This is a genomic window from Lentzea sp. NPDC036949 (assembly GCF_055608075.1).
In genome coordinates, this window is sequence record NZ_JBVJRA010000001.1 from 810,606 (window position 1) to 822,749 (window position 12,144).

The window sequence follows — 12,144 nt, forward strand, 5'->3', positions numbered from 1 at the left end:
CCGGCCGAGGAGAAGACGGCCTCGGTGGCGGCGCCGGCCGCCGAACCCGCCGCACCGGCGGAGGAGCCGGCCGTCACCACGCCGCCGCCCTGGCAGCGCGTGACGAACGACACGGAGGGCACCCAGCAGGACGCCTACGTGGCCCCGACCGCACCGCCCGTGCCGTCGGCGTCGGAGCCCGCCCCGGCGTTCCCCGACACCGACCCGGACACCGTGAAGGTGCAGAAGCCCGTGGTCGGGGGCTCGGCCGTCCCGGTCGGCCTGGGCAGCAGCCGCACGTCGGTGAACCTCGGCACGGGCGGCGCACGCCCCGCCGCGTCCACCCCGTCGGCCCGCCGTCCCGGCCGCGGCCCGCGCCGCGCCTCGCTCCAGATCAAGCGCGTCGACCCGTGGTCGGTGCTCAAGCTGGCCCTGGTGCTCGGCGTCGCGCTGTTCTTCGTCTGGCTCGTGGCCGTCGGCGTGCTCTACGGCGTGCTGCACGGCATGGGCGTCTGGGACAAGATCAACAGCACCGCGAACGACCTCCTCCAGGCCAACGAGCCGGGGGAACCGCTGATCAGCGCCGGTCGCGTCTTCGGCGTCTCGGCGATCATCGGCGCGGTCAACATCGTGCTGTTCACCGCCCTCGCGACCGTCGGCGCGTTCGTCTACAACGTGTCCGCGGATCTGGCCGGTGGCTTGGAGTTGACGCTCTCCGAGCGAGAGTGACCCCCGATTTGGGAGCGGCGAGGACGATCCTGTAAGGTCTTCCTCGTCGCCCCGAGAGGGTGACAGTTGATCGAGGGCCTATAGCTCAGGCGGTTAGAGCGCTTCACTGATAATGAAGAGGTCGGAGGTTCAAGTCCTCCTAGGCCCACTCGATTCGAACTTCTCTCGAATCATCATCGTTTCTGTCTGGATTTCGAGTTCCAGAGCCCCGGCTGGACATCTGCGAAGCCTGTAGGCTGTGCGGTACGTCGGGGCCATCACAGTCTTGTTGGAGGGGTTCAGAGTGGCTAAGAAGCTCATCGCGCTCGTCGTGGTCGCCGGTGCGGTCCTGTTCTTCGTGAAGCGCAGCCGTTCCGCCAAGGCCGACGCGGACCTGTGGCGCGAGGCGACTGCCCCCACCGACTGAGCTTCGATCTCGCGGGCGGCCTGCCGCGTCGCCCCCAAGGTCTCGGGGACGTAGCTCAATTGGCAGAGCACCGCCTTTGCAAGGCGGGGGTTAGGGGTTCGATTCCCCTCGTCTCCACGTATCACCGGCTCGTGCTCGCAAAGAGCGCGAGCCTTTTACGTTCCGAGTGTTTTCTGGGGGCCGAGCCCCCAGACCCCAGCCGGGCGGCTCCGCCCCCGGACCCCCGGCCCGGCTGGCCTTCGGCCTCCCCGGACCCCCGGACCCCCGGTCCTGCTGGCCTTCGGCCTCCCCGGACCCCCAGGCCGAGCCCAGGCCGGATTTCCCGGCCAGACCCGCGTTGGGCGTCGCCAGATTCCCGGCCGGACTTGCCCTTGGCTTCCGTCGGACTCGTCGCGTTGTTCGCGCCGGACCCTCAGCCGCGCACCGCCCTCAGCCCTTCGCCGAGAACCCGGTCGGACTCGCCTCCGCGGTCTCTCCGCGGTTCCTTCGCCAGGACTCACCAGGCTCGCCTTCGGTGGCCCGTTCGCGGGGGTGCAAGGCGGAAGCCCTGTTCGCGGCGTTGCGAACAGGGCTTCGAAGGGGGTGAAGGGTGTGTCAGGCGGATGCCAGGGTGCGCTGCTTCGAGGACTGGCGGAGCTTGTCGATCGACCAGGCGCCGGCACCGGTGCAGGCCAGCAGGAGGAACGCCCACGAGTAGACCGCGGCGAGCTCGCCGCCGTTCTGGATCGGGAGCAGGCCCTTCGGCTGGTGCACGATGAAGTAGGCGTAGGCCATGGCGCCCGAGCTGAGCAGCGCTGCCCAGCGGGTCCACAGGCCGATGACGATGAGACCGCCGCCGATCAGCTCGATCAGGCTCATGGGGCCGGCCGGCCAGGACAGCAGCTCGGTTCCCTTCATCACCTTCTGCACGCCGTGCATGACGAAGAACAGTCCGATCACGATGCGGAACAGCCCCAGGGCGTGCTCTCGTCGTTGCTCCAGGAACTCCATGGTCTCGGGTCCTTCCGAGGCGAGGGGCGGGTAACAGGGCACAAAAGGTATGGACCAATTTAGAGTGTGCCGGTAGAGGCGCCATCGGTATCTGGTTGACTGTTGCCCCTATGAAACGAGCACTGCTGCTGCCCCTGCTCGGCGTCCTCGCCGCGTGCGGGTCCCAGGTCGCCCAGAACGTGCCGGTGCCCACCACGCCCGTTCCGCCGGTCGTGACCACGACCAGCGCAGCACCGGCAGTGCCCCCCGCGCCACAGCCCGTGAAGGACGGCGCGTGCCCCTACCTGCCGACGACGTTCGTGGCCGAGGCGAACGGGCAGCGGGTGCCGAAAGTGAAACTGTCAACGGACGAACCGCACCCGGCGTGTTTTTTCTACGCCAACGCGACTGAGGTCCAGTTGACCGTGCGCGTGTACGCGGGCGACCAAGGGGTCGCCAAGAAGATCGTGAACGAGGCGGCGCCGGACGGTTCACAGCCCGCCAACTCACCCACCGGGTGGACCGGGGGGTACGTGAGCAGCAACAGCGGCGTCGTCTACGCCGTGGCGAAGAGCGACGCCGCTGTCGTGGTCACTACCAACCAGAAGCAGTCGATCAAGGCTCGTCGGATCGCGGAAGAAGCGATCAAGAACCTCGGGTTGTAGCTACTTGACGGGTTCCTTCTGGGTCGGGACCTGGCCGTTGAGGACGGGCTCCGCGTGCGGGGCCTGCTCCTCCTCGTGCAGGTGGACCTCCTCGGGGCGCCGCGTCAGTGCGACGTAGCCGGCTGCCGCGGCCGCGATGAGCAGGCCCAGCACCCACGGCCACCGGCGGCGCTTCGGAGCCTCGGCACCGAGGTTCGCCGCGGCCTTGCGGAGCTCCTTGGCGCGGACCTTGGCGTCCTTCCTGGCGTGCTTGGCCGCCTTCCGCACCTCCTTGCGCACGACCTCGGCCTTGGTCATGAGGTCGGCACGCGTCTGAGCGCTCTTCTTGGCGAGGCGCTTGCGGGACTTGCGGGTCTGCTTCTCCCAGTCCTCCGCCTTGCCCATGAGCTGGTCGGCGCGGTCGACGAGTGCGCCGCGGACCTGGTCGGTCGTGATGCCACGCTCGGCGAGCTTGACCTCTGCGACGTGACCAGCGCGAACGACACCCTCACGCGCGGCCTTCAGACCGGTGCCGACAGCCTTGCCAACCGATTCGCCGGCGCGGGTCATGACGTCCACCTCGTCCATCCTCTGCTCCACACGTTGTCGTCCGGTGATGTCAATAGAGGTACCCATCGTGCCCGTTTCTGAACATCTCCGCCCGTGATGGCACGATGGGGTGGTGGCTGACAGCAATGAATCCTTCGTCGGGACCAAGGTGACGGCGACCCTGCACACCACGCAGGGCGACATCCGGCTCACCCTGTTCCCCGACCACGCCCCCAAGACGGTGGCGAACTTCGTCGGGCTCGCCGAGGGCTCGAAGGAGTACACCGAAGCGAACGCGAGCGGCACGAAGTCGGGTCCGTTCTACGACGGCACCCTGTTCCACCGCGTCATCGCGGGCTTCATGCTCCAGACCGGTGACCCGACCGGCACCGGCCGCGGTGGCCCCGGCTACCGCTTCGCCGACGAGTTCACCTCCGACCTGCAGTTCAACCGCCCGTACCTGCTGGCGATGGCGAACGCGGGGCCCAACACCAACGGCTCCCAGTTCTTCATCACGGTGGCGCCCACGACGTGGCTGAACTTCAAGCACACGATCTTCGGTGAGGTCGCCGACCAGGAGTCGCGCAACGTCGTCGACGCCATCGGTGGCACGGCGACCGGCGTGAACGACCGCCCGGTCAACGACATCAAGATCGAGCGGGTCACGATCGAACGCGCGTGAGCGACGCTCTGGTCCCACCGGACGGGCCGATCGGAGCGCAGCCGGAGATGCCGGTCTGCGCACGTCATGCCGATCGGCCCACCCGGCTGCGCTGCACGAGGTGCGACCGTCCGGCGTGCCCGGACTGCCTGCGCGAGGCCGCCGTCGGCAGCCAGTGCGTCGACTGCGTCAACGAGGGCCGCAGGTCGGGCCGGCGTTCGCAGACCCTGGTGGGGGCCGAGCAGACCGACGGACGCCTGGTCGTCACGCCCGTGCTGATCGTGCTGAACGCGCTCGCGTTCGTCGTCACCGCGGTGCAGGCGGGCAACCCGCTGCTGAACCAGCGTTCTGCGATCTTCCTGGAGTCCGCGCTCCAGCCCGTCCTCGTCGCCAACGGCGAGTGGTGGCGAATCCTGACCTCGGGGTTCATGCACATCGGCCTCTGGCACCTGTTGCTCAACATGGCGGTGCTCTACATCGCCGGGTCGAGCGTCGAGCCCGAGCTGGGCCGGCTGCGGTTCACCCTCGTCTACTTCCTGGCACTGCTGGGCGGCAACGCGGCGGCGTTCTACTTCGGTGCGGCCGGTGGCCTGCTCGCCGGTGCGTCCGGTGCGGTGTTCGGCATCATGGGCGCGCTGATCGTCGTGTGGCGGCGCAAGAAGCGCGACATCTCGACGGTCGTGGTGATCGTGGTGATCAACCTCGTGTCGAACCTCTTCACCAACGCCTCACTGCTCGCCCACCTCGGCGGGTTCGTGATCGGCGGCCTGCTGACGCTCGCGATGGTCAAGGCACCGCGCGAGAACCGGAACCTCTACCAGTTCGGGGCCGTGACGGCCGCGGTCGTGTTGCTGGCGGGCATGTTCGCGTTGCGGGCGAGCGAGCTCAGGACTCTCATCGGGATCTGAGTCACGGGCGCAGTGCGTGCAGCACGCTCGCCACTTCTTCCGGGTCGGCGCCGAGGTCCAGTTTCGTGAGCACCACGAGACGGTCGTCGGCGTCGAGCTCCAACGCCTGCTGTTCCCGGCCGAGCCTGCGCGTGTGCTGCAGCTTGACCTTCACCTCGTGCCACGCCAGGTGCGTGGTGCTCGCGAACCCGCGCACCGCGATGCCGTTCGCGTCGGCGCTCAGCCGCGGGCGGGCGAGGGAGGCGAATGCGGCGAGGTAGCTGACCAGCAGCGTTGCCAGCCCGACGAGGAGACGGCCGGCGTTCTCGGTGGTGATGACCGTGGCGAACGCGAGCAGGGCGGCGGACACCCAGGCGGCGGCGACGAGCGGCGCGGGAGTGGACCAGGAGCGAGTCACAGCGTCGAGTGTCCCGCATGAAATGTGGACAACTGAAGTGCGGAAGAGGCGCTTGTGCAATTTCGCGCAAAGTTGTCCACAGGGGTTGTCCCCAATGGGGATGACTTACAACCATGTGCTTCGGTGACGCCCACGTGAACCAGGTGAACGTGGCATGGACGAACATCGGCCCGGACGAGTGAACGTCCGGGCCGTCGATGACCAGTCGTGACAGGGGGCGGACTTACCGCCAGCGCATCGTCATCAGGAGACCGATGATCATCAGCGCGAAGCCGATGGCGAAGTTCCACGCGCCCAGCTCGAGCATGAACGGGATCTTCTCGGCCGCGATGTAGTTCACGACGAGCCACGCGAGGCCCAGCAGCATGAAGCCGAGCATGATGACGACGTAGACCGGGTGGGACGGCCCCGCTGCCTTGACCTTGACCGGCGTACGGCGGTCAGTGGGTGCGGTGTAGACCGCCTTCTTCCGGACCTTGGACTTGGGCATGCTGTCCTCGCCTGACGTGGATGTCTCTGAGTGCGCGAGTTTACGTGCACTACTCAGCAGACACGTTAACGTAGCCGAGGTGGTGAGCGAACCACCTGGCAGACGCAGTTGTAATCCGTTCACAGTCCGCGCGGAGGTTCTCAGGTGAACTCGGGACCGCAGCAGCCGCCTCCACGGCGTCCTGCACCCCGTCGTGACGACCTGCGGCACGTGCGCTCGGCACCTTCACCGCAGCCGCTGCCGCCCGCGGACGCCACGCAGTTCACCAGTGCCTTCTCCGGTAGCCTGCCCCCGCCCGCCGCTCCGCCGCGCCACCCCGGCCCGCCGCAGGGCCCGCAGCCGACCCCACCGGGAGGTGTGCCCCGAGGCGCGGCACCCGGCCCGCGGGCATTCGGCCCGCAGGCCCCCGGTCCGCAGAACGGCTGGCGGCCCGGCCCGCCCCCCGGCGCACCGCAGGGTCCGCCCCGAGGAGCACCGCAGCGCCCCCGTCCACGCCCGGTCGACCCGCCGACGGAGATCATCGAGCCGGTCGAGGACGACTACGACGACGAGTACTACGACGACGACGATTACTACGACGAGGACGAGAAGGACGCGCTCCCGCCGGAGAGCTTCCGCCGCAAGGCCGTCCGCGGCTTCGGCGAGGTGCTCATCACGATGGGCCTCGTCGTGCTGCTGTTCGTCGTCTACGAGGTCTACGTGACCGACCTGTTCTCCGCGCAGAAGCAGGACGAGGTCACCGCGGCGCTCGACTCCGAGTGGAACTCGAACACCGTCACGCCGCCCCCGGCCGACCCGAACCGCCAGTCGCAGCTGAACCTCATCGAGGGCAAGGCCTTCGCGAAGATGTACATCCCCGTCTTCGGCAACGACTGGAAGTTCTCCGTCGTCGAGGGCACCACCGACAAGCACCTCGAGATCGGCCCCGGCCACTACAAGGACACCGCGCAGCCCGGCCAGCCCGGCAACTTCTCCATCGCGGGGCACCGCGTCGGCAAGGGTGCGCCGTTCAACGACCTCGACCTGCTGGAGTCCTGCAACGCGATCGTCGTGCAGACCCAGACCCAGTGGTTCGTCTACCGGGTCCTGCCGATGAAGAACGAGGTCGCCGGCTGGGCGAACAACCCGAAGGCCGAGGAAGCCGCCTGCACCGGCATCGCCCCGCTGTCCACGACGCTGGGCGAGGCCTACGCCAAGACCGTCGGCCAGGAGATCGTGGTGCCGAGCCAGGGCGAGGTCATCGCCCCGGTTCCCCACCAGCCGAACGCGGCGGTGCCGCCGGAGCAGCAGGCCCGCCTGCTCACCCTGACCACCTGCCACCCGCGGTTCTCCGACAAGCAGCGGCTGATCGTGCACGCCATCGAGACCAAGAGCTACCCGGTCGCCGACGGCTTCGTGCCGCCCGAGATGACGGAGGCCTGATGTACGGCTGGATCTGGCGGCACCTGCCGGGCCCGCTGTTCCTGCGCGTCGCCGAGGCGGTCGTGCTCGTCCTCGGCATCGTGGCGCTGCTGATGTTCGTCGTGTTCCCGTGGGCCGAACCGCTGCTGCCGTTCAACAACGTCACCACCCAGTGAGGTGCGCCTCCGCGAGGCGCAGGTACTCGCGGACGTAGGCGCGGAACGGCTCCGGGTCCGTGTCGTACTGCCCCAACGCCCAGTAGACGTCGTCGTCCTCGCGCGAGAACTGGAACGTGATGTGGAACGTGCGGTCCTTCCACTCCGCACGGGGCTCGCCGGCGAGGACCTTCCGCGCGGCGTCCCGGCCGAGGAACCACTCGGCCTGATCTGAGGTCATCGGCTCGACGCCCAGCTCGACGAGCATCTGCCGGGCCAGGTCGTAGGTCTCGCTCATGCGCTGCTGGACCGGTGACTCACCGGCCAGCTCCCGCACCGCCGGGGTGTCCAGACCCGCGAGCAGCAGGTCGCAGGCGAACCCCACGGTGTCCCTGCTGTCGAGCCGGCGGTCGGTCAGCTCGGCGTTGAAGAACGCCAAACGTCTGCGCAGGTCGTCGTTCACGGTCTTGTCCCCAGGATCTCGTCCACCGCACGCACGACGTCGGCCGCCAGCGTGCGCATCTCGGCGCGAACGCCGTCGGTCTCCCCGTCATCCGGCGGGCGACCGAGATCGGTGTTCACGCACCCGGTGTCCGCATCGGCGCGACCGGAAAAGCTGAAGCCGCCACCACGTCAAGCGTGGTGGCGGCTTCATCGGAGAACGGGCTCAGCCGTTCGAGATGGCGGTCATCTCCTCGCGCGGCACGACCTTCACGCGCTCGCGGCCCTGCTCGGCACCCAATGCGATCTCGTGCGCGTCGAGCTTGCGCCAGCCCTCGTTCGTGACGAACGGGACGGCGCGCTGCTCCAGGAACTGCACGACGGCGTCCGGCGAGGGGGAGGTGGCGCGGGGGAGCGACTCGGCGTCCTCCAGCAGGCTCGTGATGGTCTCCAGCGCGTCGCCCTTGGTGTGGCCGATCAGGCCGATCGGGCCGCGCTTGACCCAGCCGGTGACGTACGTGCCGGGCATCGGCACCTCGTCGAGGTCGAGCACGCGGCCCGCGAGGTGCGGGACCGTGCCGGAGACGTGGTCGAACGGGAGGTCGGCGAGGTGCGTGGAGAGGTAGCCGACCGCGCGGTACACGGCCTGCACGTCCCAGTCGGTGAACCGGCCGGTGCCGCGGACGCCGCCGTCGCCGGTCAGCTCCTGCGTCTCGGTGCGCAGGCCGGTGACGCCGTCGGTGCCCAGCACCTCGACCGGTGCTTCGAGGAAGTGCAGGTGCAGCCGGCGGGGGCGGTTGCCGACGTCGCGGATCGCCCACTCCTGCAGGGTCTTCACGATCATCTCGACCTGCTTGTTGGTGCGGATCGCGTGCATCGAGGCCTCGTCGAACTCGATGCCCTCCGCGTGCACGATCACCTCGACGTTCGGCGAGTGGTCGAGCTCGCGCAGCTCCAGCGGCGTGAACTTCGCCTGGGCCGGGCCGCGGCGGCCGAACACGTGCACGTCGGTGACGGGGGAGGCGGCGAGGCCCGCGTGCACGTTGGCGGGGATCTCGGTGACGAGCAGCTCGTCGGCGGTCTTCGCGAGGATGCGGGCGACGTCCAGCGCCACGTTGCCGACGCCCAGCACGGCGACCTCGGTCGCGGTCAGCGGCCAGGTGCGGGGGACGTCCGGGTGGCCGTCGTACCAGGACACGAAGTCGGCGGCGCCGAAGCTGCCGGGCAGGTCGATGCCGGGGATGTCGAGCTCGCGGTCGGCGGAGGCGCCGGTGGAGAAGATGACGGCGTCGTAGAACTGGCGCAGGTCGTCGAGCTTGAGGTCGACGCCGTACTCGACGTTGCCGAAGAAGCGCACGGACGGCTTGTCCAGCACCTTCTGCAGCGCGGTCACGATGCCCTTGATGCGCGGGTGGTCCGGCGCGACGCCGTAGCGGACCAGGCCGTACGGCGCGGGGAGCTTCTCGAAGAGGTCGATCTGCACGTCGACGTCGGACTTGGTGAGGATGTCGGCCGCGTACACACCGGCCGGACCCGCGCCGATCACAGCGACGCGCAAGGGACGACTCATGACACCTATTTTAGGGAAGCCTTACCTCAATGAAGACGAGAGCTAACTCACTCGACGGGACCGACTAGGCTCTCTTCATGCGCGTGCTCGTGGTCGACAACTACGACAGCTTCGTCTACAACCTCGTCCAGTACCTCGCCCAGCTCGGGGCCGAGTGCGTCGTGCGGCGCAACGACGAGGTGGACCTCACCGAGATCGACCGCGTCGACGGCGTGCTGGTGAGCCCCGGTCCGGGCACACCCGAGCGCGCCGGGTCGAGCATCGACGTCATCAAGAAGTGCGCCGACACCGGCAAGCCGGTCTTCGGCGTCTGCCTCGGCCACCAGGCCATCGGCGTGGTGTGGGGCGGCACCGTCGACCGCGCGCCGGAACTCCTCCACGGCAAGACGAGCATCGTCTTCCACGAGGGCGCCGGCGTGCTGAACGGCGTGCCGAAGCCGTTCATCGCCACCCGCTACCACTCGCTGACGGTGCTGCCGGAGACGATCCCCGCCGAGTTCGAGGTCACCGGCAAGACCGAGACCGGCATCGTCATGGCCATGCGGCACAGGGAGCTCCCGGTCGAGGGTGTGCAGTTCCACCCCGAGTCGGTGCTCACCGACGGCGGCCACCGGATGCTCGCCAACTGGCTGAAGGTCTGCGGGTACGAGGTGCCGGAGGCCACGGTCGCGCAGCTGGAGAACGGCATGCGCACGCTCGCCGCCGCGGCCCGCCAGTAGCTCATACGAGAAGAGGCCCCCTCCCGACGCCGGGAGGGGGCCTCTTCTCGTATGAGCCGATCAGTTGGTCGGGAGGAGCCCGGTCCGGCCGATGACCACCGTGACCGCGGCGCCCTTGCCGATGGGCGAGCCCTTCGCCGGCTGCTGCGAGATGATCTTGTCCTTCTGCGGCGAACCGGGCTGGACCTGCTGCTCGTCGACGTTGAAGTTGCCGTTCCAGCCGAGCGCCCGCAGCTTGGTCTCCGCGTCCTTCTGCGACAGGCCGGTCAGGTCGGGCATCTCCATCAGGTTGCCCTTCGAGACCGTCAGCGTGACCGTGGCGTCCTTGACGGCCTTGCTGTTGGCCTGCGGGGTCTGCGAGATGACCTCGTTCTGCGGCTTCTGGCTGTCCGCCTGCGCCACGTTGACCTTGAAGCCGGAACCCTCCAGCGTCTGGCGCGCGGTCTCCAGGTCCTGGCCCACCACACCGGGCACGTTCTGCTTGTCCGGCGCCCTGCCCAGGCTGATGGTGATCGTGCCGCCCTTCTTCAGCTTCAGGCCGAACTCGGGATTCTGCTGCACGATCTTGCCGACCTTGTTGGGGTCGTCGGTCTCGACCGTGTCGGTGCTCTGCTGCACCTTGAAGCCGTTCGGGTCCTTGTCCAGGATCTGCTGGGCCTCGTTCGGAGTCTTGCCCTTCAGGTCCGGCACGGCACCCTCGCCCGGCGGCGAACCGACGCGCACGACGACCTCGGCACCCTTCAGCAGCGAGGTGCCCTCCGGCGGGTTCGTGCCGATGACCTTGCCGATCTGCTCGGACGTGCACGGCGCCGCGGCCCCGTTCGCACCCGGCTCGCAGGGCACCAGCTCCTGCTTCGGCTTCAGCCCGGACTGGGTCAGCTTGTCGTTGGCCGTCAACGGCTCCATGCCGACGACGGCGGGCACCGGCACCTTCTCCGGGGTGTTGCTGTCGCCCGGCTTCATCAGACTCGTGGTGATCCACGCGGCGAGGCCGAGCACGGCGATGCACAGGAAGACCACCAAAGCGATCATGATGGTCTTCTTGCGCTTGGCGCGCCGCTCCTCTTCCTCGTCGGCGATCGGGTCGTAGTCGTCGTCCGGCTCCGACTTCAACGCCGCCGGACGGTGCCGGCCGCCGTTCACGACCTGGGTGCGCGCGGAACGCGAGGCCGACTGCTCGTTCATCACGGCCGTGCGATCCTCGGCCGTCATGACGGCGGGCGCGGACGGGCGCTGGCCGGACAGCACGCGCACCAGGTCCGCGCGCATCTCCGCGGCGGACTGGTAGCGGTTGGCCGGGCCCTTCGCCATCGCCTTCAGCACGATCGCGTCGAGCTGCGGCGACACCTTCGGGTTCAGCGACGACGGCGCCTTCGGGTCCTCCCGCACGTGCTGGTACGCGACCGCGACGGGCGAGTCACCGGTGAACGGCGGCTCCCCGGTCAGCAGCTCGAACAGCACGCAGCCGGCCGCGTAGACGTCGGACCGCGCGTCCACGGACTCGCCGCGGGCCTGCTCCGGCGACAGGTACTGGGCCGTGCCGATCACCGCGGCGGTCTGCGTGACCGCGGCCTGGCCGTCGTGCAGCGCGCGGGCGATGCCGAAGTCCATCACCTTCACGGCGCCGGACTTCGTGATCATCACGTTCGCCGGCTTCACGTCGCGGTGGACGATCCCGTGGCGGTGGCTGAAGTCGAGCGCGGCCGAGACGTCGGCCATGACCTCCATCGCGCGCTTGCCCGACAGCGGTCCCTGCGTCTTCACGATGTCGCGCAGCGTCCGCCCGTCGACGAACTCCATCACGATGTAGGGCAGCGGACCGTACTCGGTCTGCGTCTCGCCGGTGTCGTAGACCGCGACGATCGCCGGGTGGTTCAGAGCAGCCGAGTTCTGCGCCTCGCGCCGGAACCGCTCCTGGAACTGGGCGTCGCGGGCGAGGTCAGCGCGCAGCACCTTGATCGCCACGTCTCTGCCGAGCCGGACGTCCCGCCCCTTGTGGACCTCGGACATGCCGCCGTACCCGAGGGTCTCACCCAGTTCGTAGCGGTTTGAGAGCAGTCGCGGAGTGCTCATCGGTGCTTCGTCCCGCTCCTCATCGACGGTGTTCCCATCTCGGTTCTGGTTCT

15 protein-coding genes, 2 tRNA genes and 1 pseudogene are annotated in these 12,144 nt (G+C 68.8%); 10 read left to right on the forward strand and 8 right to left on the reverse strand.

Annotation, left to right across the window (positions count from 1 at the left end; all coding sequences use genetic code 11):
- The first annotated feature begins 24 nt into the window (after positions 1-24).
- From ACZ7CD_RS04090 to ACZ7CD_RS04105, 4 genes and pseudogenes are all read left to right on the forward strand, one after another.
- Positions 25-708, forward strand: coding sequence for a DUF3566 domain-containing protein (locus ACZ7CD_RS04090; RefSeq protein WP_360397112.1), 684 nt, complete (start codon positions 25-27; stop codon positions 706-708).
- 74 nt (positions 709-782) lie between these two features.
- Positions 783-856, forward strand: a tRNA-Ile gene (locus tag ACZ7CD_RS04095).
- Between the two features lie 135 nt (positions 857-991).
- Positions 992-1,111: pseudogene (locus ACZ7CD_RS04100) on the forward strand (DLW-39 family protein); the annotation flags it as partial.
- 47 nt (positions 1,112-1,158) lie between these two features.
- Positions 1,159-1,231, forward strand: a tRNA-Ala gene (locus tag ACZ7CD_RS04105).
- A 477-nt stretch (positions 1,232-1,708) separates the two neighbouring features.
- On the opposite strand, the gene ACZ7CD_RS04110 is transcribed toward ACZ7CD_RS04105, so the two are convergent.
- Complete coding sequence (locus ACZ7CD_RS04110; RefSeq protein WP_360397082.1) at positions 1,709-2,104, reverse strand: DoxX family protein; 396 nt, start codon at positions 2,102-2,104, stop codon at positions 1,709-1,711.
- Between the two features lie 110 nt (positions 2,105-2,214).
- Here ACZ7CD_RS04110 and ACZ7CD_RS04115 point away from each other — a divergent pair, with 110 nt between their 5' ends.
- Positions 2,215-2,748 (forward strand): DUF2020 domain-containing protein, encoded by a 534-nt coding sequence (locus ACZ7CD_RS04115; RefSeq protein WP_458429832.1) that lies wholly within the window; start codon positions 2,215-2,217, stop codon positions 2,746-2,748.
- Here ACZ7CD_RS04115 and ACZ7CD_RS04120 read toward each other — a convergent pair whose 3' ends face one another.
- A complete protein-coding gene (locus ACZ7CD_RS04120) occupies positions 2,749-3,315 on the reverse strand; it encodes a hypothetical protein (protein WP_360397080.1) in 567 nt (188 codons plus the stop codon). It lies immediately after the preceding gene.
- Positions 3,316-3,409: 94 nt separating this feature from the next.
- Here ACZ7CD_RS04120 and ACZ7CD_RS04125 point away from each other — a divergent pair, with 94 nt between their 5' ends.
- A complete protein-coding gene (locus ACZ7CD_RS04125; protein ID WP_360397079.1) occupies positions 3,410-3,958 on the forward strand; it encodes a peptidylprolyl isomerase in 549 nt (182 codons plus the stop codon).
- Entirely contained in the window at positions 3,955-4,845 is an 891-nt protein-coding gene (locus ACZ7CD_RS04130; protein WP_470378282.1) for a rhomboid family intramembrane serine protease, read from the forward strand. Before ACZ7CD_RS04125 ends, ACZ7CD_RS04130 begins: the two co-directional genes overlap by 4 nt.
- 1 nt (position 4,846) lies before the next feature.
- On the opposite strand, the gene ACZ7CD_RS04135 is transcribed toward ACZ7CD_RS04130, so the two are convergent.
- Complete coding sequence (locus tag ACZ7CD_RS04135; protein WP_458429830.1) at positions 4,847-5,242, reverse strand: PH domain-containing protein; 396 nt, start codon at positions 5,240-5,242, stop codon at positions 4,847-4,849.
- 223 nt (positions 5,243-5,465) lie between these two features.
- Positions 5,466-5,732 carry a cell division protein CrgA gene (crgA, locus tag ACZ7CD_RS04140; RefSeq protein WP_065915483.1) on the reverse strand — a complete coding sequence of 89 codons (267 nt, stop codon included), beginning with the start codon at positions 5,730-5,732 and terminating at the stop codon, positions 5,466-5,468.
- 210 nt (positions 5,733-5,942) lie between these two features.
- On the opposite strand from crgA, the gene ACZ7CD_RS04145 reads away from it, so the two are divergent.
- Together ACZ7CD_RS04145 and ACZ7CD_RS04150 are read left to right on the forward strand one after the other, a co-directional pair.
- A complete protein-coding gene (locus ACZ7CD_RS04145) occupies positions 5,943-7,154 on the forward strand; it encodes a class E sortase (protein ID WP_470378283.1) in 1,212 nt (403 codons plus the stop codon).
- On the forward strand, positions 7,154-7,309 hold the full coding sequence (locus ACZ7CD_RS04150) for a hypothetical protein (RefSeq protein ID WP_360397075.1): 156 nt from the start codon (positions 7,154-7,156) through the stop codon (positions 7,307-7,309). The genes ACZ7CD_RS04145 and ACZ7CD_RS04150 overlap by 1 nt, the downstream gene beginning before the upstream one ends.
- Here the strand turns inward: ACZ7CD_RS04150 and ACZ7CD_RS04155 are convergent.
- From ACZ7CD_RS04155 to ACZ7CD_RS04165, 3 genes are all read right to left on the reverse strand, one after another.
- Positions 7,296-7,751, reverse strand: a complete 456-nt coding sequence (locus tag ACZ7CD_RS04155) for a hypothetical protein (RefSeq protein ID WP_470378284.1) — start codon at positions 7,749-7,751, stop codon at positions 7,296-7,298. The two genes, ACZ7CD_RS04150 and ACZ7CD_RS04155, sit on opposite strands and share 14 nt — an antisense overlap.
- Entirely contained in the window at positions 7,748-7,870 is a 123-nt protein-coding gene (locus ACZ7CD_RS04160; RefSeq protein WP_470378285.1) for a hypothetical protein, read from the reverse strand. Before ACZ7CD_RS04160 ends, ACZ7CD_RS04155 begins: the two co-directional genes overlap by 4 nt.
- An 85-nt stretch (positions 7,871-7,955) precedes the next feature.
- Positions 7,956-9,272 carry a ferredoxin--NADP reductase domain-containing protein gene (locus tag ACZ7CD_RS04165; protein ID WP_360397111.1) on the reverse strand — a complete coding sequence of 439 codons (1,317 nt, stop codon included), beginning with the start codon at positions 9,270-9,272 and terminating at the stop codon, positions 7,956-7,958.
- Between the two features lie 104 nt (positions 9,273-9,376).
- On the opposite strand from ACZ7CD_RS04165, the gene ACZ7CD_RS04170 reads away from it, so the two are divergent.
- Positions 9,377-10,018 carry an aminodeoxychorismate/anthranilate synthase component II gene (locus ACZ7CD_RS04170; protein ID WP_360397073.1) on the forward strand — a complete coding sequence of 214 codons (642 nt, stop codon included), beginning with the start codon at positions 9,377-9,379 and terminating at the stop codon, positions 10,016-10,018.
- 60 nt (positions 10,019-10,078) lie between these two features.
- Here the strand turns inward: ACZ7CD_RS04170 and pknB are convergent, their stop codons facing one another.
- Entirely contained in the window at positions 10,079-12,091 is a 2,013-nt protein-coding gene (pknB, locus tag ACZ7CD_RS04175; RefSeq protein WP_470378286.1) for a Stk1 family PASTA domain-containing Ser/Thr kinase, read from the reverse strand.
- Between the last annotated feature and the right edge of the window lie 53 nt (positions 12,092-12,144).